This window comes from Pantoea sp. PvP021, assembly GCF_054056055.1.
Genome location: NZ_JBSRXX010000008.1, coordinates 72,169 through 93,664 on the forward strand (window position 1 = coordinate 72,169; position 21,496 = coordinate 93,664).

General features: G+C 50.8%; 19 protein-coding genes. All 19 read left to right on the top strand.

The genetic code is table 11. The features are described 5' to 3' along the window. The first annotated feature begins 31 nt into the window (after positions 1-31). Complete coding sequence (gene tssC, locus ACVKSX_RS18485) at positions 32-1,579, top strand: type VI secretion system contractile sheath large subunit (protein ID WP_010671385.1); 1,548 nt, start codon at positions 32-34, stop codon at positions 1,577-1,579. A 17-nt stretch (positions 1,580-1,596) separates the two neighbouring features. Next, positions 1,597-2,946, top strand: a complete 1,350-nt coding sequence (tssK, locus tag ACVKSX_RS18490; RefSeq protein ID WP_033769746.1) for a type VI secretion system baseplate subunit TssK — start codon at positions 1,597-1,599, stop codon at positions 2,944-2,946. Beyond that, on the top strand, positions 2,943-3,671 hold the full coding sequence (gene tssL / locus ACVKSX_RS18495) for a type VI secretion system protein TssL, short form (RefSeq protein ID WP_111534430.1): 729 nt from the start codon (positions 2,943-2,945) through the stop codon (positions 3,669-3,671). Before tssK ends, tssL begins: the two co-directional genes overlap by 4 nt. Continuing rightward, positions 3,671-5,353: an OmpA family protein gene (locus ACVKSX_RS18500; protein ID WP_354438097.1), complete on the top strand. Its 1,683-nt coding sequence runs from the start codon at positions 3,671-3,673 to the stop codon at positions 5,351-5,353. Before tssL ends, ACVKSX_RS18500 begins: the two co-directional genes overlap by 1 nt. 4 nt (positions 5,354-5,357) lie before the next feature. Beyond that, on the top strand, positions 5,358-5,849 hold the full coding sequence (gene hcp, locus ACVKSX_RS18505; protein ID WP_022624183.1) for a type VI secretion system effector Hcp: 492 nt from the start codon (positions 5,358-5,360) through the stop codon (positions 5,847-5,849). Positions 5,850-6,016: 167 nt separating this feature from the next. Then, positions 6,017-8,674 (top strand): type VI secretion system ATPase TssH, encoded by a 2,658-nt coding sequence (tssH, locus tag ACVKSX_RS18510; protein ID WP_354438098.1) that lies wholly within the window; start codon positions 6,017-6,019, stop codon positions 8,672-8,674. After that, complete coding sequence (locus ACVKSX_RS18515; RefSeq protein ID WP_354438100.1) at positions 8,674-11,028, top strand: type VI secretion system Vgr family protein; 2,355 nt, start codon at positions 8,674-8,676, stop codon at positions 11,026-11,028. Before tssH ends, ACVKSX_RS18515 begins: the two co-directional genes overlap by 1 nt. An 11-nt stretch (positions 11,029-11,039) precedes the next feature. Further along, positions 11,040-13,367, top strand: a complete 2,328-nt coding sequence (locus ACVKSX_RS18520; protein WP_354438101.1) for a hypothetical protein — start codon at positions 11,040-11,042, stop codon at positions 13,365-13,367. A 24-nt stretch (positions 13,368-13,391) separates the two neighbouring features. Further along, complete coding sequence (locus ACVKSX_RS18525; protein ID WP_354438103.1) at positions 13,392-14,141, top strand: hypothetical protein; 750 nt, start codon at positions 13,392-13,394, stop codon at positions 14,139-14,141. A 185-nt stretch (positions 14,142-14,326) separates the two neighbouring features. Continuing rightward, the gene (locus ACVKSX_RS18530) at positions 14,327-14,578 is read left to right on the top strand and encodes a PAAR domain-containing protein (RefSeq protein WP_031292088.1); all 252 of its coding nucleotides are present in this window, start codon (positions 14,327-14,329) and stop codon (positions 14,576-14,578) included. Between the two features lie 71 nt (positions 14,579-14,649). Further along, positions 14,650-16,929 (top strand): glycoside hydrolase family 19 protein, encoded by a 2,280-nt coding sequence (locus tag ACVKSX_RS18535; RefSeq protein ID WP_354438105.1) that lies wholly within the window; start codon positions 14,650-14,652, stop codon positions 16,927-16,929. After that, entirely contained in the window at positions 16,929-17,645 is a 717-nt protein-coding gene (locus tag ACVKSX_RS18540; RefSeq protein WP_354438107.1) for a hypothetical protein, read from the top strand. The genes ACVKSX_RS18535 and ACVKSX_RS18540 overlap by 1 nt, the downstream gene beginning before the upstream one ends. A 147-nt stretch (positions 17,646-17,792) precedes the next feature. Then, positions 17,793-18,032 (top strand): hypothetical protein, encoded by a 240-nt coding sequence (locus tag ACVKSX_RS18545; RefSeq protein WP_022625136.1) that lies wholly within the window; start codon positions 17,793-17,795, stop codon positions 18,030-18,032. Next, complete coding sequence (locus ACVKSX_RS18550) at positions 18,029-18,283, top strand: hypothetical protein (RefSeq protein ID WP_022625135.1); 255 nt, start codon at positions 18,029-18,031, stop codon at positions 18,281-18,283. Before ACVKSX_RS18545 ends, ACVKSX_RS18550 begins: the two co-directional genes overlap by 4 nt. Positions 18,284-18,398: 115 nt before the next feature. Continuing rightward, positions 18,399-19,307: a pesticin C-terminus-like muramidase gene (locus tag ACVKSX_RS18555; RefSeq protein ID WP_022625134.1), complete on the top strand. Its 909-nt coding sequence runs from the start codon at positions 18,399-18,401 to the stop codon at positions 19,305-19,307. Further along, positions 19,304-19,678: a lysozyme inhibitor LprI family protein gene (locus ACVKSX_RS18560; RefSeq protein ID WP_354438108.1), complete on the top strand. Its 375-nt coding sequence runs from the start codon at positions 19,304-19,306 to the stop codon at positions 19,676-19,678. The genes ACVKSX_RS18555 and ACVKSX_RS18560 overlap by 4 nt, the downstream gene beginning before the upstream one ends. Before the next feature lie 106 nt (positions 19,679-19,784). Next, positions 19,785-20,231: a hypothetical protein gene (locus ACVKSX_RS18565; protein WP_144266840.1), complete on the top strand. Its 447-nt coding sequence runs from the start codon at positions 19,785-19,787 to the stop codon at positions 20,229-20,231. Next, complete coding sequence (locus ACVKSX_RS18570) at positions 20,232-21,182, top strand: hypothetical protein (RefSeq protein ID WP_022625130.1); 951 nt, start codon at positions 20,232-20,234, stop codon at positions 21,180-21,182. It begins immediately after the preceding gene. A 56-nt stretch (positions 21,183-21,238) separates the two neighbouring features. Further along, positions 21,239-21,496 (top strand): PAAR domain-containing protein, encoded by a 258-nt coding sequence (locus tag ACVKSX_RS18575; protein ID WP_354438109.1) that lies wholly within the window; start codon positions 21,239-21,241, stop codon positions 21,494-21,496.

Consider the following 21,496-nt stretch of genomic DNA (forward strand, 5'->3'; position numbering starts at 1 on the left):
GTCAGGATGTTTTAACGGATTAATAAGGAAGATGTTGATGTCTGTAAAAAATGAGAATGCCGCGGGTGGCGAGAGTGTGGTGCTGGAACGTCCGGCCGCTGGTGGGGTTTATGCGTCTCTGTTTAAAAAAATCAATCTGAACCCGGTCTCCGAACTCAGTGCACTGGATATCTGGCAGGATGCGCAGGCGATGTCGGATGCGACTGCGGATGAGCGTTTAACGGCCGGAATGCAGGTGTTCCTGGAGTGCCTGACAAAAGCGGGCTCAAAAGTTGAAAAACTCGACAAAAACCTGATTGACCATCATATCGCTGAGCTGGACTACCAGATTAGTCGTCAGCTTGATGCTGTCATGCACCATGAGGACTTCCAGGCGGTAGAAAGTCTGTGGCGCGGCGTGAAATCCCTGGTCGATAAAACCGATTTCCGTCAGAACGTGAAGGTTGAACTGCTGGATATGTCCAAAGAAGACCTGCGACAGGACTTCGAAGACTGCCCGGAAATTATCCAGAGCGGACTGTATAAACATACCTATATTGATGAGTATGACACCCCGGGTGGAGAGCCGATTGCCGCGCTGATTTCCGCCTACGAGTTTGATGCTTCCGCTCAGGATGTAACGCTTCTGCGCAACATCTCTAAAGTGTCTGCTGCTGCGCATATGCCGTTTATCGGCTCCGCCGGCCCCAAATTTTTCCTCAAGGATTCGATGGAGGAAGTGGCGGCTATAAAAGATATCGGTAACTACTTTGACCGTGCCGAGTACATCAAGTGGAAATCGTTTCGTGAGACGGATGATTCCCGCTATATCGGTCTGGTGATGCCGCGTGTGCTGGGCCGCCTGCCGTATGGCCCGGATACCGTACCCGTGCGCAGCTTCAACTATGTTGAAGAAGTGAAAGGCCCGGATCACGACAAATACCTCTGGGCCAACGCATCCTTCGCCTTTGCATCCAACATGGTGCGCAGCTTTATCAATAACGGCTGGTGTGTGCAAATCCGTGGCCCGCAGGCCGGTGGTGCCGTTCAGGATCTGCCTATCCACCTGTATGACCTCGGCACCGGCAATCAGGTGAAAATTCCCTCTGAAGTGATGATCCCGGAAACCCGCGAATTTGAGTTCGCCAATCTCGGCTTTATTCCGCTCTCCTACTACAAGAACCGCGACTACGCGTGCTTCTTCTCGGCGAACTCGACCCAGAAGCCAGCCCTGTATGACACCGCAGATGCGACAGCCAACAGCCGCATCAATGCGCGTCTGCCGTACATCTTCCTGCTGTCGCGTATTGCCCACTACCTGAAGCTTATACAGCGGGAAAATATCGGGACTACCAAAGACCGTCGTCTGCTGGAGCTTGAGCTGAACACCTGGGTTCGTAGTCTGGTGACTGAAATGACCGATCCGGGCGACGAGCTGCAGGCTTCTCACCCGCTGCGCGACGCGAAAGTGACGGTGGAGGATATCGAGGACAACCCGGGTTTCTTCCGCGTGAAGCTCTATGCCGTGCCGCACTTCCAGGTGGAAGGGATGGACGTCAACCTGTCGCTGGTCTCCCAGATGCCGAAAGCTAAATCCTGAGGCGAAGGAGAGCAGGGATGAAAATTCATCGTCCGTTATGGAATGAAGGGGCGCTTCTGGCCCCTCAGCAGTTCCAGCAGCAGTCTGAATGGGATGCATTTTCCCGGGTCGGTATTGCCGCCCGCGGAAATGCTTTCCCTTGGGGTGTTGGTCGGGTTGAGCTTGATGACGCGATGCTGGCCTCCGGCCGCGTGCAGGCGCAGTCACTTCGTCTCTGGCTACCGGATGACACACTGGTTGATACCCGATTCAGTGACCTGCCTCCAGAGCCACGTGAAATCGAGGCACCGGCTTCTGCCGGCAATGCCCCGGTGACAGTGTATGTGGCGTTACCGGTGATGCAGGCCGGGATCGTGAATGTGCAGACAGACACGCTACCTGCAGAGCGCCCGCTGCGCTATCGGGAAGCGTGGGAGACAATCGCCGACCGCTTCGGTCAGGAAGAAGAGTCGATGGCGGTGGCCCGGTTTAATCTGGCATTCCGTTTCGGACATGAAGACAACGGCACCTGGGAAACCTGCGCCATTGCCCGTCTGTTACAGGACGGGCAGGGGGGTTGGCGTCAGGACCCTGACTTTATCCCGCCGATGGCGCTGTTCTCGGCAAGCCGTAATCTGTGTGAGCGCCTGGCACTGCTGAATCGCCAGCTGCGCTCCCGCCGTCAGCGTCTGATGTCCATGCGTCGTGAAAGCAACGACAGGATGGCCGATTTCGCGGTCGCTGATGTTTCGCTGTTCTGGCTGCTGAATGCCCTGAACTCCCATGCCCGGGTTCTCTCCGAGTTTGAGCGTTTTCCGAACCGGCACCCTGAACAGGTCTGGGCAGAGCTAGTCCGTCTGGCCGGCAGTATGTTGACCTTCTCGCTGGAGCACGATCTGGAAGCCATTCCGGGGTATGACCACCGGGCACCGGAAAAGACTTTCCCGCCGCTGTTTGATCTTATCAGTGAGCTGCTGGAAGCCAGCCTGCCGTCACGTGTGGTAGCGGTCCGGATGGATCGTCTGGATCCGGAAACCTGGAAAGCGGTACTGCATGATATTCGTCTGCGCGATGAAGCGGATTTTTACCTTTCCGTACGAGCCAGTCAGCCGGCATGGCAGATTGCCGAACGGTTCGCTGAGATGTGTATTGCCGGTGCGCCGGCAAATGTCGGCGAAGTGTCTGGTGTGGCCGTCGAGGGGATTGGTCTCATTGCCCTTAGCCGTGTCCCGGCGGCACTGCCGGTGCGTCTGGAAAACCAGTACTTCGTGCTGGATATGGAAAGCCCGGCAGCCCGCGAAATGCTGGATCAGGGTGTGTGCGTATTCTACGTTCCATCTCTGCTCGGCGAGCTGGAGCTTGAACTGTTTGCGGTGCTGCGCTCATGAATAAGGTTATCGACATTGATGCCCTGATGGCACAGACCTGGCTTACCGTGGCGCAGCTGCGCCATGGTGGGCTGGTGACGGATGGCCCTGCGCTGTATGCGGCCTGTAAAGCGCAGGTGGAAAGCGTACGCGAGGCGCTGGAGCGCGAGGGGCTGGGTGCTGAAAGTATTGATCACATCACTTATGCCCAGTGCGCCCTGCTGGACGAAACCGTCATGAACCGTAAGTCGGAGGTTCAGCAAGCGGAAAATGCGCAAGCGGTTGTGTCCGGCGACAGTGCACCCGATGCGCTGAATATGACGCTTGACGCCGGGCAACGCGCCTGGCGCTCTGCGCCACTGCAGGCGGTTTACTTCGGCTCCCTGAGAGCAGGCGGGGCCTTGTACGATCGTATTGCAGAGGTGCTGCGTCAGCCTGCGCCGGAGCCTGCGGTGCTGACCTGCTACCAGCGGGTGCTGGCGCTCGGGTTTCAGGGGCAATACAGCCTCTCCGGGGTGGGACAGTCACAGCGCGATGAAGTGATCGCTGCCCTGAATGAGCGAGTGCCACCGCTGGAAAGCGGGGCATCACTGGTGGTTCAGAAGACCGGACGCCGTCGTTACAACCTGCTGCGGTCCGTCTGGTTCTGGATTGTGCTGGCGGTGATCCTGACCGGTGCGGTGTGGCTGGGCGGTCATTTGTGGTTGCAGGATCTGCTGCGCCAGCAACTGCCGGAGCAGCCCTGATGCATGGACGAACACTTGCCCGGGCTGCGTTTCCGGTGCTGGTCTGCCTGGCCGCCGTGCTGTGGCTGGTATGGGGATTCCTGACCTGGCTGGTTGCCGGGAAAGTCTTCCTGACCCTGGTGGCCTTGCTGGTTGCGGGCATGCTTGCCCGTCGCCGTTACCGTCAAAAACGACCTGCACAGCAGACCGATGACGCCGGTCACTTCCCACCGGAAAGCCATACCGGACCGGTGGTGCTGGTCTGCGGTGATCTGGATGATGCCATGTTTGCGGGAGGCCCGTGCCGGGGCACGGCGCAGGGCTGGTATCTGCAGATAGCGGAACTGACCGGACTCACGCCTTTTGCAGAGCGTCTGCTGGCCCGTACGCCGACGATGGCAGGCCAGCTCACCGTAATGTACCGCTGTTTGCCGGACCAGCATGAAGATGAGGCGCTGTTGCGTGCCTCTTTGAAAGCATTGCGCCTGCAGATGAAGCAGTTGCGGGACCTGACCGGCTTTAGCGTGCCGGTGGTCCTGAGTGCCCAATTCAGCGGTCCGGAAACGCCCTGGATAGTGGTACGGGGAAATACGACCCTGGTATGTCCTGAAAACGAACCTGCTGTCACCCTCAGCGAATGGCAGCATTCCCCGCAGACGGCTCTTATTCAGCCATACCTGACCCAGGCGACATCGCTGCTTCACGCCGTGATGCTGGATGAACTGGGTAAAGCGGACAGGCTGTGTCCGGCCATACGACCGTTTGCTGTCACCCTGCGTCTCGGGGCGGTATCCACCTCAACAGGTGCGCTGTGGCCACAGTTATTGTTCCGCCAGACCCGCATTGCTCCTGCCGGCCGTGTCACTGCCTGTGAGCCACGCTGGCATTTTGCCGATGCGGTGCTCCCCCTGCTGGCCCCGTATACCACTTCGTTGCAGGGTGGCAAAACCGGGCGTCGGGTGGTGATGGTAATGCTGTTCTGCGCCCTGGGTGCCATTGCGCTGTCCGTGCGGCATAACCAGTCGCTTATCCGTAAGGTCAGCGCCGACCTTCAGCGCTGGCAGGCTATCCCGATGACCCACTATGCCCCGAAAGCGCAGGCCCTGCATGCCCTGCAGCAGGATGCACTGTTGCTGGAGCGCTGGCAGCGTCAGGGAGAACCCCATCGCTACGGGCTCGGGCTGTATCCGGGCAACCGCCTGTGGCTGGCGGTGCAACAGGCCATTGATACCTATGTGCCTCCTCCGCCACCGCCAAAACCGAAGCCAAAGCCGGTACCGAAAATTGTCCGTCTCGACAGTATGTCGCTGTTCGATTCCGGCAAATCCGTGCTGAAGGCTGGCTCCACCAAAATGCTGGTCAACTCCCTGGTCGGTATCAAGGCGAAGCCAGGCTGGCTGATTGTGGTGAGTGGGCATACCGATAACACCGGTAATGCACAACTGAACCAGACGCTCTCTCAGAAACGTGCCGAAGCGGTACGCGACTGGATGCGTGATACCGGTGATGTACCGGAAAGCTGTTTTGCGGTGCAGGGCTATGGCGCAAGCCGTCCTGTCGCAACCAATGACACTACGGAGGGCCGTGCGCTCAACCGCCGTGTCGAAATCAGTCTGGTACCGCAGGCGAATGCCTGCCAGATACCGGGCCAACCCTCAGCGTCATCGCAGGATGATGGCGCATCACAACACAATGGAGAGTAATTCCATGGCAATTCCTGTTTATCTTTGGCTGAAAGACGACGGCGGCGCGGACATTAAAGGGTCCGTGGACGTTCAGGATCGTGATGGCAGCATCGAAGTGGTGGCGCAGGAGCATAACCTGTACATCCCGACCGACAACAACACTGGCAAGCTGACCGGGACCCGTATCCACACCCCGTTCCTGTTCACCAAGGAAATCGACTCGTCCAGCCCGTACCTGTACAAGGCTGTGACCACCGGTCAGACCCTCAAGTCTGCGGAATTCAGGTGGTACAAAATCAACGACGCGGGCCAGGAAGTGGAGTACTTCAACACCAAACTGGAAAACGTGAAGGTCGTTAAAGTGAATCCGGTGATGCACGACATCAAAAACCCAGCTTTCGAGAAGCACAACCACCTCGAGCAAGTCGAGCTGCGTTACGAAAAAATCACCTGGACCTACAAAGACGGCAACATCATTCATTCCGATTCCTGGAACGAACGCGCCACCGCGTAACTCACAAGCGGACAGTCTTCTCTGTCCGCTTTTTTGTCTTTGCTGAACGTCTGCCCACGCGGGCGCTGAGCAAAAAACATCACATCCCGGAAACAGACCTTATGGGCCTCGGTAACGGCCAGGGGCGGTAGCGTGCCTGAACGGTCCTCAACAGCGAGCAAGCAAACATGGAAAACCCGGCAATCCTTCTTCGACGTCTCAACCCTTACTGCGCCTGCGCAATGGAAGGGGCGGCCTCTCTGTGTCAGACCCGTGCACACGCAGAAATTTTGCCGGAGCACTGGCTGCTGAAGCTGCTCGAACAGGGGGAAGGTGACCTGACGGTGCTGGCCCGCCGCTATGAGTGGGATATGGACCAGCTTTGGCAGGATTTGCTTGCCTGGCTGGATAAACAGCCGCGTTCAGTACGTCAACGTCCACAGTTGTCTGATGCCATTCAGACGCTGATGCAGGAAGCCTGGCTGATTGCTTCTCTTAACGGCGAGGAACAAATCCGCAGCATTCATCTACTGATGGCGCTGGTTTACAAACAGAAACTGGTTCGCTGTGACGGGCTGTGGCCGCTGCTGACGCTGGGCCAGAGTCAGCTGGAGCGTCTGCGTCCGCTGCTTGATGGGCAGTCGGATGAACGTCCGGAAGTGCAGCAGGAAGCAGAACTGGCGCAGAGCCACGGCGGTGAGGTCGAGTTTGTTGGCCGCCCGGTCGGTGCAGAGCTGAACGTCGGGGAGCTGAACCTGGCGCTGCAGAACGCGCTGGATAAATTCACTCTGGATGTCACCGCCAAAGCGAAGGAGGGCAAGATTGACCCCGTGTTCGGCCGTGATACCGAAATCCGCCAGATGGTCGACATTCTCTCGCGCCGTCGTAAGAACAACCCGATTCTGGTCGGTGAACCGGGTGTCGGTAAAACGGCTCTGGTCGAAGGTCTGGCGCTGCGTATTGCCGAGGGCAACGTACCTGAATCCCTCAAACCGGTCATCCTGCGCACCCTTGACCTCGGTCTGTTGCAGGCGGGCGCAGGCGTGAAAGGTGAATTTGAACAACGCCTGAAAAACGTCATCGATGCGGTTCAGCAGTCGCCGGTGCCGGTTCTGCTGTTTATCGACGAAGCGCATACCATCATTGGTGCCGGTAACCAGGCGGGCGGAGCCGATGCGGCCAACCTGCTGAAGCCAGCGCTGGCTCGCGGCGAACTGCGCACCATTGCTGCGACAACCTGGTCCGAATACAAGCAGTACTTCGAGCGCGATGCCGCGCTGGAGCGCCGATTCCAGCGGGTGTTGGTGGACGAGCCGGACGATGAGACGGCGTGTCTGATGCTGCGTGGCCTCAAATCCCGCTATGCCGAACACCACAATGTACACATCACTGACGATGCGGTGCGCGCTGCGGTCACGCTGTCCCGTCGCTACCTGACAGGTCGCCAGCTGCCGGACAAGGCCGTTGACCTGCTGGATACCGCCGCTGCGCGCGTGCGCATGAGCCTCGACACCGTGCCGGAACAGCTGACCCGCATTCGCTCGCAGATTACCTCTCTTGAAATGGAGAAGCAGGCGCTGCAGGAAGATATCGCAGTCGGCAATCAGAGTCATGGTGAACGCCTGACCGCCATTGAGCAGGAAGAGAACGATCTCATCGTTGCACTCGACGAGCTTCAAACCCAGTACGGTCAGGAACTGAAACTCACCGGACAACTGCTGGAAAGCCGGCAGGACATCTCCCGTCGTAGCGAGACGCACACGCTGCAACAGGAGCTGAAGGGCATGCAGCACAGCAACCCGCTGCTTTCCGTTGATGTGGACGTACGCACCGTTGCCACCGTGATTGCCGACTGGACCGGCGTGCCGCTGTCTTCCCTGATGAAAGACGAACAGACCGAGCTGCTGACGCTGGAAAACGAAATTGGCCAGCGAGTGGTAGGCCAGAATGTTCCTCTGGCCGCCATCGCTCAGCGCCTGCGTGCTGCGAAAACAGGCCTCACCTCAGAAAATGGTCCGCAGGGTGTCTTTCTGCTGGTCGGCCCGAGCGGCGTCGGTAAGACCGAAACCGCGCTGGCGCTGGCGGATGTGCTGTACGGTGGCGAGAAGTCACTCATCACCATCAACCTGTCCGAGTACCAGGAGTCGCACACGGTTTCACAGCTGAAAGGCTCACCGCCGGGATACGTGGGCTACGGGCAGGGCGGCATTCTCACCGAAGCCGTGCGCAAGCGCCCGTACAGCGTCGTGCTGCTCGATGAAGTGGAAAAGGCGCACCGTGACGTGATGAACCTGTTCTATCAGGTGTTTGACCGCGGCTTTATGCGCGACGGAGAAGGGCGTGAAATCGACTTCCGTAACACAGTTATCCTGATGACCTCGAACCTCGGCAGTGACCACATCATGCAGCTGCTGGATGAGCAGCCGGACGCCACCGAAGCGGATCTGCACGAACTGCTGCGCCCGATTTTACGCGACCACTTCCAGCCGGCACTGCTGGCCCGTTTCCAGACCGTGATTTACCGCCCTCTGGCCGAAGCGACCATGCGTACCATCGTGGAAATGAAGCTATCACAGGTCAGCAAGCGCTTACATCGTCACTACGGTTTGACCACGCAGATTGATGAGAGCCTGTATGACGCGCTGGTCGCCGCCTGCCTGCTGCCGGATACCGGCGCACGCAATGTTGACAGCCTGCTCAATCAGCAAATTCTGCCGGTGCTGAGTCAGCAGCTGCTGACCCACATGGCTGCGAAACAGAAACCACACTCCCTGACGCTCGGCTGGAGTGATGAAGAAGGGGTTGGGCTGGAATTTGATGCCACGGATACCCGAGAGGAGGCGTGATGACGGAAAGCATTGCCAGTCTGGCGCAGAAGAAAATTGATGAGGCTCTGGGGCTGTCCCGCTATCGCGTGGATGTTCATGAGTGCCCGCATTTTCTCGATGTCCTGCGTTTTCGCGCCAGTGAAACCCTGAGCCAGCCGTGGCGCTATGACATCACCGTCACCTGTGCGGCAAATATTGCCGGCAGTGAGCTGATGCTTAAACCGGCCTCCTTTACCTTCCAGACACCGCTCTATGACGGTACGCCGGCGGTGCCGGTGCGCACGGTCTACGGGGTGGTGGATGATTTTCGCCGTATCTCTGTCTCGGGGGATGAAATTACCTATGCCCTGCGACTGGTGCCGCGTATTGCGCTCATGCAGCATACCGAGCGCTGTGCGGTATATCTGAACCAGTCGGTGCCGGAAGTGGTGGAGCAAATTCTGCGTTCCCATGGGCTGGAAGGGGCGGATTTCGAATTTCGTCTGTCGCAGGCCTACCCGGCTCGCGAGCTGATTACCCAGTGGCGTGAAACGGATTTGGCCTTTGTTCAGCGACTGCTGGCCGAAGTCGGCATCTTCTGGCGCTTTGAGATGGATGGCCGCATTGAACAGGATGTGGTGATTTTCCAGGACAGCCAGATGCAGTATCAGTTTGGCGTGAAGCTGCCGATTATCCCGCCGTCACGTACCAGTGATAACGGCCAGGAGAGCGTCTGGGATATTCGTTCGACAGACCGCGTGGTGACGGGTGGCGTAGCCACCCGCGACTATAACTACCGTGACGCGCTGACCCCGCAGGACAGTTCTGTCACCGTCCGCCAGGAAGGCGGGGCGACCACCGGTGAGGTGTATCACTATGCTGAGCCGTTCCTGAGCGAAGGGGATACCGAAACCCCGGAAGGCGGTGCCTGGTTTGCCCGGCTGCGCCATGAACGCTACCTGAATGCCCAGCAGACCGTCACGGGACGTGCGAGCAGCCCGGTACTGGCCCCGGGCGAAGTCCTGGAGCCGCAGGGTAGTGGCCTTGTCAATTCATTAAAAGACGGCATCGTCATCACCGGGGTTCACAGCTCAGGTGCACGTGACAAAGGCTTTCAGCTGCGCTTTACGGGTATTCCGTACAGTGAAACGGTCTGCTACCGCCCGGCACTGCTGAACCGCCCGGTGATGGCCGGCTCCCTGCCTGCCCGGGTGGAAAGCGATGAGAAGCATGACACCTATGCGTACCTCGACAATCAGGGGCGTTACCGCGTCCGGCTCGACTTTGACCGTAACAGCACCGAACAGGGTAATGCCTACCTCTGGCTGCGTATGGCAAAACCTTATGCCGGGGATACCTACGGCTTCCACTCCCCGTTGCTCGACGGTACCGAAGTCTCGGTGATGTTCGACGGCGGCGACCCGGACCGTCCGTACATCGCCCACGCGCAGCATGATTCAGAACACCCTGACCACGTCACCCGCGACAACCACACGCGCAACATCTGGCGAACGGCCGGGGACAATAAATTCCGCCTGGAAGACAAGCGTCAGGAAGAGCATTTCAAGCTCGCGACGCCGTTTGGTAAGACGCAACTCAACGGCGGCCACGTCGTGGACAGTGAGCGTGAGCCCCGCGGTACCGGGTTTGAACTGCGTACCGATGAGTACGGGGCGCTGCGTGCCGGACGGGGGATGTTCCTGACCGCCGATGCACAGCCGGCGGCGCAGGGTAAAGTGCTGGATATGGCACCGGCCATTGAGCGCCTTAACCAGTCGGCAGCAGAAATGAACCGCCTTAATCTTCTCGCGCAGCAGGCTCAGGCACTCACCTGTGACCTCGAAAGCCAGAACAGACTGCTGGAAAACCGCCTGAGAGACCTTCAGTCCGCGGCACTGCTGGGCAGCGCACCGCAGGGCGTGGCGTTCACCTCGGGTGAGCATCTTCAGATGACCAGCAAGCTGAACACCATCCTGAGTGCAGGTCAGCATCTGGATATGGGAGCAATGAAGAACATCACGCTGGCTGCCAGTGAGTCTGTCGGGCTGTTTGCTCATCAGTCCGGGGCGAAGATGATTGCTAATCAGGGTGATGTTGAGATCCGCGCTGAAGCAAGTTCGATGGAGATGACATCTGAGCTACTGTTTACCATCAGCAGTAACAAGGATGAACTGCTCATCAGTGCGCCTAAACTGCGACTTAACGGCGGCGGCTCCAGTATCACGCTGGACAACCGCGGCATTCTGGAAGAAACCCCAGGGGATTACCTGGTCAAATCCGCGCATTACCGCTCACCGATGGCGGGTGGCAGCATGGACATTACGCCGCCCAGGTTTAGCCAGACAAACGCCAGCGTGACGCCGCCCAAAACACGTAATATCCCTTCACGTTAAGGATAACCGAAATGAAAATCTGTTTTCCTGCCCGAAAAGCGAATGGTGAACAATACGCCACCCTGGATGAAATGATGCAGCCGCTCTGTCAGGAGCCACACGGCTCCTGGCTGGCCGGAACAAACAACATGTGGCACGGCGGGATCCACATCACCAGTAAGAGTGCCCCCGGTTCCGTGCTGACAAACGAGACGGCAGATACTGCGGTGCCGCTTCAGTTTATGGCGGGTGGCGAAGTCGTGGCCTGGCGTGTTAATCAGGATTACCTGACTTCCACGTACATGAATAAGCCGCTGCAGTATTCCAGTACCTTTGTGCTGGTCAAATCCACCTGCACCCCGGATCCCGAAAAGAAGGCCAACAGCCTCGACTTTTACACGCTGTATATTGGGCTTGCTCCGCTGTCGGCTTTTGCGAAACATAAGCTGTATCAGGTCACAGAGAAGGGCGACGGGCTCAGTCAGCGTGAATATACCGGCAAAGAAAAAGATGGAGATAAGGCACCGGTTGCGAAGAGTAAACTGAAAACGGGCGACCGCGTCATTGTGCTGCGTGAGATCACCTTCGATCTGAAGGGACAGACGCAGACGTTCGGACTTGCCCGGGTGTTGAACAGCAAATCCGAAATGACCGGCAAGGCATACTGGGTGTCGCTTGACTCGCAATTTGTGACACCTGATGGTGAGCAAATGGCGCACCTTCCGGCCTGGATGCAGCAGGCTGTTGCACAAGGGGCATTTGATGCTGTTGTCAAATCGGCAATGAAGCTCGAAGTCGCGGCGGGTGATGCTGTGGGCTATCTGGCGGAGGACATTGCCCCCTGCGACTTACACGGTGTGGAAAAAAGCGCGTTCGTACACGTTGAAGTGCTGAGCACTGACAGCCGGATGATCGATTTTCTGAGCAATAAGGCGCAGGTGAAGAGCGGCCCGAAATACGTTCATATCCATCCGGAAAGTCCCGTTTATGCCCGCTCCGGCGATACCTTCACCCAGACCAAAGGGAAGGTGAAGAAAGATATTCACAAAATCATGCCGCAGGACAAATGCCAACCGTTCACAGACAAAGACGGTAAGCGCTGGTTTGATATCGGGGATGGGGCCTGGGTCAGTGGTACCGATGTGGATGCGGATATCTGCCAGTACGACCTGGATAAACTGGGCTTTAAAGCATTTGAGGAGCCGTCCACATCCGATATGACGGAATCCCTGCGTGAAGGGTGGATTAAAGACGGGTTCACCAGGATTGCAGAGTGGGTACGCCCTGAGCGCGGTATCCGGGAAAAACAGGTCTCTGACTACTACAAAGCCCTGCTGCGGAAAATGGACAGCGATAACAGTGGCGACCTTTCGGGTGCAGAACTGCGTCTCGCGGTGAATTACGCGGAGCTGGATGTCAGGGATATCGCGGCGCGAATGGTGGTCAGACACGACAGTGAATGGTTTGGCGGCAGCAGCCATCACCGCTGGAGAACGTTTTTAAAGCAGATGGATCCCCTCTGTGTCAGCTATGTCAGACAGTGGTTTGACGACATGGAATGGATGAGCAAGGTGGACGGATTTAGCAGCGGTGCGCCTGTCTGGCATATGCATCCGGTGGTGTTTTTGGATTCAGTTAGAGACAAATTTACTATCCATATAACTCCGAACATGCTTTATAAAGTCTTTAATGGTTTAAAATCACCTGCGAAGTTTTCCTTTCTGCAGGAAATTGCAGATGAGATTAACAATCATGCAAGTGAATATAAACTGGATACCATTTCGAGAGTTAACCATTTTTTCGCACAGATAAGAGAGGAAATGGGCGGTGCTGCAAGTCCATTTGAAGGCCTTAATTATAGCGAAGAAGGTTTAAAGGCTAATTTTAGCTATTTTAGATCGCATCCTGCAGAAGCAAAAGAATACTCATATACGAAAGTTAATGGGAAAATTACGAAACATGCAAATGAGATTGCTATTGCTGATAGAGTTTATGCTAACAGATTAGGGAATGGGAATGTTGCGTCAGGTGATGGTAGTACATACAGAGGCAGAGGTGGTATTCATCTCACAGGAAAAGTAAATTACCAAGGGTTTTCTGATTACTATAAAAAGAACTGGAGTAATGATGTTGATTTTATAAGCAATCCATCAATGCTTGAGGAAGGGACCTATTGCGTACGTTCAGCTGTTTACTTTTGGCTCCGTGAAAAACTTTATGATCTTGCTGATCAGGGTGATACGGGAGCAGTAGTAGATAAAATCACGGCAAAAGTGAATCTGGATACAACTAGCTATGCAAAGCGACGCGAACATTTTGAAAAAATCAAATCAACTAACGTCTTTGCTGATGCGTTTTAATTGATTAAAAATCGAGGTGAAACGATGACTAAAATTAAAGTTTCTTTTTGTTTTTTTGCACTATTCCTGAGTGCTTCAATTCAAGCTGCATACATGCCATATGTCGTAAAAAATTATGAAGGTTATATCGGGGAATATCCCGTGCATTTGTCTCTACAGTTTTATGACTTTGGGAAAAAGGTAAATGTAGAGGGGAGCTACTATTACGATAACCACAGGTCCCCTATTCCTCTATATGGCGTAAACGAATCAGGTTCAATTGTATTATGTGAGGCTGTCAGCGATGAAAGTTTCGAAAAATATATTGTTCAAGGAGGGGGGGTTGAAGTCTCAAAATGCCCTTTCAATCTAACACGGAAATCTACTGGTTTTCTTGGTGAGTGGCACAATGAACGGTCAGCTTTAAAAGTGGATTTAAAGGAGACAGTTGAAGTTAGTGATGGTGTTATAAATGGAAGTGCTAAGACATTGGATATTCCATTTTGGGGTCAGACTAAACAACATGGTTTCATTGGTGTTTATGAAGCGAGTACAGATGGTATTGTAATTAATAAAGTAAATGTTATCGATAAACAAAGTGGTAAGTTAATACAGGTTATCAACCCGCAGATGAATGACTGTGAATTTGGTTCGTATATGACGTCTATTTTTCAAAATATAGAAAGTGATGGCTCTCAAATTCGATTGAATTGTTACAGTACTGGGCCTGATGTGAGTGTTAATTATAAATTCAATACGCAGACCTCGCGTTACGATGTTGTTACTGAACGATAAAAATTAAATCTGTGGCAAGGTTGAAGGACTCGAGAAAAGTAAAATTTTGCTCAATGAAAAAAATCAATTTATGAATGTCAAACAAAAATGACATTACAAAGAATTGACGTTCTGACAGTCGATTGATTGAGATGACCATCAGAATATGTACCTACCAACGGAAATTACTAACTTAAAGGATAAATATGCAAGGGATAATTCGTCTTGGTGACAAAACCACTCATGGTGGTGCAGTGTTATCCTGCTCAGCAACCATGTTCTTTGGTGATATCGGCGTGGCCCGCAATGGTGACCGTGTTTCCTGCCCGGAACATGGCGATACCACTATCGTCGAAGGTAACCCAAATTATCGCGATCGCGGTGTTCCCGTGGCGTTCCATGGTCACAAGTGTGGCTGCACGCTTATCAGTTCACTGCCCAATGCTCTGGTGGGGTAAACGTGTCGGTTGAACTTGAGCGCATCCCGGCCCAGTAGGGTGATACTTCCTTCACGTTAAGGATGACCGAAATGAAAATCTGTTTTCCTGCCCGAAAAGCGAATGGTGAACAATACGCCACTGTGGATGACATGATGCAGCCGCTCTGTCAGGAGCCACACGGCTCCTGGCTGGCCGGAACGAATAACATGTGGCACGGCGGGATCCACATTACCCGTAAGAGTGCCCCGGGTTCCGTGCTGACAAACGAGATGGCAGACACGGCGGTACCGATTCAGTTTATGGCGGGCGGCGAAGTGGTGGCCTGGCGTATTAATCAGGACTATCTGACCAGTAAATACATCAATAACCCGCTGCAGTATTCCAGTACGTTTGTGCTGGTCAAATCGACCTGTACTCCGGATCCTGAAAAGAAGGACAACGGCCTCGATTTTTACTCGCTGTATATCGGGCTTGCTCCGCTGTCTGCCTTTCCGGAGCACAAGTTGTATCAGGTTACTGACAAGGGTGACGGGCTCAGTCAGCGTGAATATACCGGCAAAGAAAAAGATGGAGATAAGGCACCGGTTGCGAAGAGTAAACTGAAAACGGGCGACCGCGTCATTGTGCTGCGTGAGATTACCTTCGATCTGAAGGGACAGACGCAGACGTTCGGACTTGCCCGGGTGTTGAACAGCAAATCCGAAATGACCGGCAAGGCATACTGGGTGTCGCTTGACTCGCAATTTGTGACACCTGATGGTGAGCAAATGGCGCACCTTCCGGCCTGGATGCAGCAGGCTGTTGCACAAGGGGCATTTGATGCTGTTGTCAAACCGGCAATGAAGCTCGAAGTCGCGGCGGGTGATGCTGTGGGCTATCTGGCGGAGGACATTGCCCCCTGCGACTTACACGGTGTGGAAAAAAGCGCGTTCGTACACGTTGAAGTGCTGAGCACTGACAGCCGGATGATCGATTTTCTGAGCAATAAGGCGCAGGTGAAGAGCGGCCCGAAATACGTTCATATTCATCCGGAAAGTCCCGTTTATGCCCGCTCCGGCGATACCTTCACCCAGACCAAAGGGAAGGTGAAGAAAGATATTCACAAAATCATGCCGCAGGACAAATGCCAACCGTTCACCGACAGCAGCGGTAAGCGCTGGTTTGATATCGGAGACGGGGCCTGGGTAAGTGGTACCGATGTGGATGCGGATATCGGCCAGTACGACCTGGATAAACTTGGCTTTAAAGCATTTGAAGAGCCGTCCACATCCGATATGACGAAATCCCTGCGTGAAGGGTGGATTAAAGACGGGTTCACCAGGATTGCAGAGTGGGTACGCCCTGAGCGCGGTATCCGGGAAAAACAGGTCTCTGACTACTACAAAGCCCTGCTGCGGAAAATGGACAGCGATAACAGCGGCGACCTTTCCGGCGAAGAACTGCGTCTCGCGGTGAATTACGCGGAACTGGGTGTCAGGGATATCGCGGCGCGAATGGTGGTCAGACACGACAGTGAATGGTTTGGCGGCAGCAGTCATCACCGCTGGAGAACGTTTTTAAAGCAGCTGGATCCCCTCTGTGTCAGCTATGTCAGACAGTGGTTTGACGACATGGAATGGATGAGCAAGGTGGACGGATTCAGCAGCGGTGCGCCTGTCTGGCATATGCATCCGGTGGTGTTTTTGGATTTAATAAACGTAGGTTCGGAGTACGAAGTCACTGTTGAGCTGATTGAAAAATTATTAGGGCATACTAATCCTTGGTTTACAGGTAAAAGAGGCGGGAAGGCATTTTCGACCCATTTCAAAAATAATTATCCTGAAGTTTATGAATTTGATAAGCAAAGTTTTGTGAGCGAATTTAATGAGCAATTAATTGCATATGGTATTACAGGTGCTTATCATAAAGCACATTTCCTTTCCCAATGTTTGCATGAGTCAGCGCACTTTGATACAACGCTAGAGTTTGGTTCTGGACGTAATTATGATCCAGGGCAGCATAAAGATGCCGTTAAGAATGGAAATACTGTTGTCGGTGACGGTCCTCGTTATAAAGGCAGAGGACTGATTCAGTTAACATGGAAAAATAACTATCGACGTTTCTCTAGTTACTCTGGCGTTGATTGTGTCGCTAACTCTGAGTTAGTCGCTTCGGTGATGAGTAATGCAATTAAGGCGTCTTGCTGGTTCTGGCGTAATAATGGTGGTGTTCACAAAAAGTATGATGCTAGAGGTGATGTTAATATCTTGATTGATAGTGAAAAAAATAATGTTGAATTGATTACTCTTGCTGTCAATGGTGGTAAAAATGGCTTGGCGGAAAGACAGGGGTATTTCGATGCAATTAAAAAAGAATGGGGGTTGGAGTAATGTTACTTAAAAAAATCATAATGCTTACTACTCTAAGTTTAATCAGTATAAGCGCAAATAGTTACGCAACTGATTGCATGGCAAAGATATGTGATGGGATGAAGTTACCTGCATCTTCTCAAAAGTTTGTAAAAAAAGGTTATTCAGATGTAGAGGTTAAAATATTAAATGATAATAAATATCTTTTTCTTAGTAGTGAAAATGATGTTAATAAATGCTCGGTGATATTTGAGATTAATAACAATGAAATAGATGCTTCACCTTTTGCTGGCGAAGAAGGTAAGTTATGCAATATGTCATCAGTAAATGACCATGTTATAAGTTCCTACCGAGACCAGGGGGCATGGATTAATGATGTGTATAAAATTGTATCAGGGAAAAATTGGGATCTGCTGTTTTCTGATTTCTGCGCTGATTGTCAGCAGGTAAAGCGAGTTTATTATGCAAATGGTATTCGAAGTCATCAGGAATTAGTGTCAGAAGGTGATGATTACTCAAAAAGAAAACCGTTGAATGGTATTGTGTTAGTTCAAAAATCCTCTTTGTATTCTCAACCAGATGAGCAAGGGAAATTAAAGGCATACTTAGTTAAGGGGGATGGGTTCAAGCTATCTGATATGACCGATGATGGATCGTTTTATCAAATTGAATACACAACATCATCTGGGGAAAAGATGTCATATTGGATTAAGTCTGACGATTTCGAACTGAAGTGAAGATGGTGGATTCAATATGAATCATTGAAGCGAGTACAACGTTAGCTCTTTAGTTAAGGTCATAATTGGCTCTCTAACGGATATGATGAACGTCAGATTAGGTTTAACAATATTGCAGAGTTGCTCAATATTAATAAGGACGAATATATGTTTTCCAAAATACTCTGCATTTTATTATTTGCATTCTGCTCATTGCCTTCATATGGGCAGAATGAGATAGTTCAAGGGCCATTCAAAATTGACGGCGAAAAAGCAATCTACTTTCAGAGAGAACCAAATCCTGATTTCCCTCTCGGTTTGTACTACGATTCAGGAACAAAAAAAACTCAAGTTGATAAATATGAAATGGATGGGGATACTCCAAATGTTGATACTGTGTTTTTATGAAGATTCATAATGTAAAAAACGTTATTGTCTTAATATCTTGGCACCAATTGCATCAAGCTGAGTCCATCAATGGGAATACTTATCAAGTCTATGCTTATAAATACACTAATGACTCATTGGTTTTAAATGATGTAATCACAAAGGATCCTGCGCTAAACGGTATGGATGGTGAGTTTAGTGGTGAAGAGGTGCATTTTAAATATAAAACCACAGCATCTATTAAACAATACATTAAAAGCAAATATAACTAACTTTATTTGATGGGCTTGGTTATAACTCTATCAATTTGAAATTAGAAGATGATGAGTTAAATTATTACTCTGGAACTAACGCCTGTGAATAATGAATTAAAATAATTTCCCGGAGATGGATGTCAGGGATATCGCGGCGCGGATGGTGGTGAAGCACGACATTGAGTGGTTTGGCGGCAGCAGCCATCACCGCTGGAGAACGTTTTTAAAGCAGCTGGATCCCCTCTGTGTCAGCTATGTCAGACAGTGGTTTGACGACATGGAATGGATGAGCAAGGTTGACGGATTCAGCAGTGGTGCGCCTGTCTGGCATATGCATCCTGTGACGTTTTTGGATAGTATTTGTGATTCCGACGGCGATGAGATGGATAAAAAATGGCTAACAGTACCGAAAGGGCAGCTTACCTTTAATGCTGAAGGGAACGATATTGAAAATAGCATTTACTTCTCACGCCATCCTCATGTTCCTAATAATAAAGGTGTTGTTATAGGTCTCTCTGGTGTGACATTTGGTCGTGGACTCGACTTTGAGCAGCAATCAAAATCGTATATTGAAAGCCTTTTTAATGAAATGGAAAAAAACACAAAGCCTTTACCATCCAAACTTAGAGCATGGCTCCTTGGAAGTGTCGGATTGAAAGGGACGTCTGCATTAACTTATTGCCAAGGCATTAACAATGACGTGCCAAAATCAGACCAGTATTTAACTAGAAAACAGCAGCACTTTCTCTTTAATGCTGTGTATGATCATTTATACAGCGTAACAAAGCGAGTTGTAGCGAAGGGTGCAAATATTGATGGTCATCAAATCTCAGTCAATCTTGAGGATTACAGCCAAAAAGTTCAAGATGTCCTCGTAGATTTGACATTTCGTGGAGATAACTCCTCAAGAACAAGACAGTACTTTATGAAAGATCTGAAATCTAGTGAGGGTGATTTTAAAGTTAATATTTCCAACTCTCACTGGAAGTCTTCATTTGGGGTTCCAACTCAAAGATTTAACGAAAGAAAAGGATATTTATGATGAAGAAAGTTATTATTCTTGCTCTCACGGTGTTTGTATTGTCTCCAATTGCAAAAGCTGACTCTTCAAGTGAAAAAATTAATTATGAGCAAATAAAAGGTGCATATTCCAAAGCAGATACTGAATTGAATTCTGTATATAATAAGCAAATTCAGGAGTATAAAAAAGAGGGAGCGGAGTTTTATGGACAGAATGAGCCACGTGACATATACCTTAAAAAATCTCAACTGGCATGGATAAAAATGCGAGATGCTAGTTGTGATTATGAGACTTATGAATCCAAAACAGGGACTGCATTTTCCAGTATATATGAGAAATGCTTGTTGGATAAAACAAATGAGCGGATCGAATACCTCAAAAAATTCAAATGAATTGTTATGGGTTGAGTATGGGATTTGATAGTGTTAATAACTATTTATTGCGCCTTCTATTAGCGTCAATATTAACTTATGCTTGTGGTGATAACCCCAGAGTACAATGGTTCAAGGTCCATTCAAAGATAGTGCGTTTAATAATGGGCTTATTTGTTTTCAGAACTCAAAAGATAAAAGAAATGTGGATTTTTATCAAAGTTACTCAAAAACAAATGGCGAATACAATCGCAAGGTTGATACCTTTAACTACGCAGATGCGCCAGCAGAGGTCTTATCGGTTTTCTTTACACCTATTGCAGGTGAAAGATATGTAGTGGTGCTTCTTCGCTGGAGTGTGAACTATTCCACAAATGGAATTCTGTACCCATATCACTATGAAGTTAAAACCTATCGCCGTAATGAGGGATCAGGCTATGAGTTATATCTTGATTCAGATAAGGATGCTGCTTTGTCTGGCTATCAAACTATGATTAACGGGGAGATTTCGAACTACGCATTGGATAATGCAATTAAAATAAAGAAATATTTATACAGTAAATATGGGGTGTAAATGAATTTTGATATAACAAAAACAAATGCATTTATTATCAGCTTTTTTATTTGCAGTGAAAGTGTGGCATTTGCGGTCAATGATACGGGCTCTAAATTATCTTACGATAAAAATTCGCAGCAAATTAAATCAGATGATGGTCGATCGTTTCTCAAATTTGAAGAGCAGGATGAAGGGAATACATCGTATTATTTTGACTACTTCGGAGGAAAACCCTCTGTTGTGCATGATAGTGACTCTTCGGACTCTTACTCTATGTTCTCAGTAATCGAACGAGATAACATTAACTTTAGAATTAACTGCATTTATGCGGATTTTAAAAGCGGCAGCAATGGAATTGTGTCCAAAGAGGGACTTTGTGGATTAGATAAGAAAATTGATAATAAATCATCTGTTTCAGGGGGCGAAGGAGACGATTTTATCAATGGAATCATTAGTCACAATAACAAAATCCAGACATCGTACTTTATAAATGATAAGGTTAAGTACTTGCCAATAATATTATTTCAAAATGAAAATCGATATGCATATAAGTTATATGAAAGCAAAAGCGACTTAGGGAATGGGAACTATAAAATAATTTCTTGTGAAAATAATAGCGGCGCTTGTGAGCTATATGGGAGTGATACCTGGGTGGTAATTCGGAACACTCCAAATCCATCAATAGACTTTGATGTCTTGAAGATTTCAAATGGCAAGTCTACTTTTGAGAAGGCTAATGCTAAAAAAGTAGATTTGGTCACTGATGGGCATTCACCCTTTGAAGTTAAATCCTCAAGAGCTTATTTTCTGTCATCGACTGGGAAGAAGATGAAATCTTATTTGGTTAAGGGTGATAAAATAACCCTCTTAAACATCGGTGAGAATAGGTGTTTGATTGAATATACTAATGCTAAGAATAAAATTATTGATGGGTACATTTCTTGTCAGGACTTGAATCTTTTTAACTAATCTTTCTTGAGATACTAACGATTGAAATTGCTGATTTGTTGAGAATAGGTGTGAATATGCAAGGAATAATCAGGCTCGGCGATAAAACTACTCACGGTGGGGCAGTGTTGTCCTGTTCAACAACCATGTTCTTTGGCGATATTGGCGTGGCCCGAAAAGGTGATCGAGTTTCCTGCCCTGAGCATGGTGATACCACTATCGTTGAGGGTAACCCAAATTATCGCGATCGCGGTGTTCCCGTGGCGTTCCATGGTCACAAGTGTGGCTGTGGCTGCACGCTTATCAGTTTACTGCCCAATGCTCTGGTAGGGTAA

Bases quoted from the DNA above. Each gene is read 5' to 3' on its own strand.
- ACVKSX_RS18520 (WP_354438101.1), top strand. From the start codon at position 11,040: ATGAAAATCTGTTTTCCTGCCCGAAAAGCGAATGGTGAACAATACGCC.
- ACVKSX_RS18545 (WP_022625136.1), top strand. From the start codon at position 17,793: ATGTTTTCCAAAATACTCTGCATTTTATTATTTGCATTCTGCTCATTG.
- ACVKSX_RS18565 (WP_144266840.1), top strand. From the start codon at position 19,785: ATGGTTCAAGGTCCATTCAAAGATAGTGCGTTTAATAATGGGCTTATT.
- ACVKSX_RS18500 (WP_354438097.1), top strand. From the start codon at position 3,671: ATGCATGGACGAACACTTGCCCGGGCTGCGTTTCCGGTGCTGGTCTGC.
- ACVKSX_RS18555 (WP_022625134.1), top strand. From the start codon at position 18,399: ATGGATGTCAGGGATATCGCGGCGCGGATGGTGGTGAAGCACGACATT.
- ACVKSX_RS18525 (WP_354438103.1), top strand. From the start codon at position 13,392: ATGACTAAAATTAAAGTTTCTTTTTGTTTTTTTGCACTATTCCTGAGT.
- ACVKSX_RS18515 (WP_354438100.1), top strand. From the start codon at position 8,674: ATGACGGAAAGCATTGCCAGTCTGGCGCAGAAGAAAATTGATGAGGCT.
- ACVKSX_RS18570 (WP_022625130.1), top strand. From the start codon at position 20,232: ATGAATTTTGATATAACAAAAACAAATGCATTTATTATCAGCTTTTTT.
- ACVKSX_RS18530 (WP_031292088.1), top strand. From the start codon at position 14,327: ATGCAAGGGATAATTCGTCTTGGTGACAAAACCACTCATGGTGGTGCA.
- tssL (WP_111534430.1), top strand. From the start codon at position 2,943: ATGAATAAGGTTATCGACATTGATGCCCTGATGGCACAGACCTGGCTT.
- ACVKSX_RS18540 (WP_354438107.1), top strand. From the start codon at position 16,929: ATGTTACTTAAAAAAATCATAATGCTTACTACTCTAAGTTTAATCAGT.
- ACVKSX_RS18535 (WP_354438105.1), top strand. From the start codon at position 14,650: ATGAAAATCTGTTTTCCTGCCCGAAAAGCGAATGGTGAACAATACGCC.
- ACVKSX_RS18550 (WP_022625135.1), top strand. From the start codon at position 18,029: ATGAAGATTCATAATGTAAAAAACGTTATTGTCTTAATATCTTGGCAC.
- tssH (WP_354438098.1), top strand. From the start codon at position 6,017: ATGGAAAACCCGGCAATCCTTCTTCGACGTCTCAACCCTTACTGCGCC.
- tssC (WP_010671385.1), top strand. From the start codon at position 32: ATGTTGATGTCTGTAAAAAATGAGAATGCCGCGGGTGGCGAGAGTGTG.
- ACVKSX_RS18560 (WP_354438108.1), top strand. From the start codon at position 19,304: ATGATGAAGAAAGTTATTATTCTTGCTCTCACGGTGTTTGTATTGTCT.
- ACVKSX_RS18575 (WP_354438109.1), top strand. From the start codon at position 21,239: ATGCAAGGAATAATCAGGCTCGGCGATAAAACTACTCACGGTGGGGCA.
- hcp (WP_022624183.1), top strand. From the start codon at position 5,358: ATGGCAATTCCTGTTTATCTTTGGCTGAAAGACGACGGCGGCGCGGAC.
- tssK (WP_033769746.1), top strand. From the start codon at position 1,597: ATGAAAATTCATCGTCCGTTATGGAATGAAGGGGCGCTTCTGGCCCCT.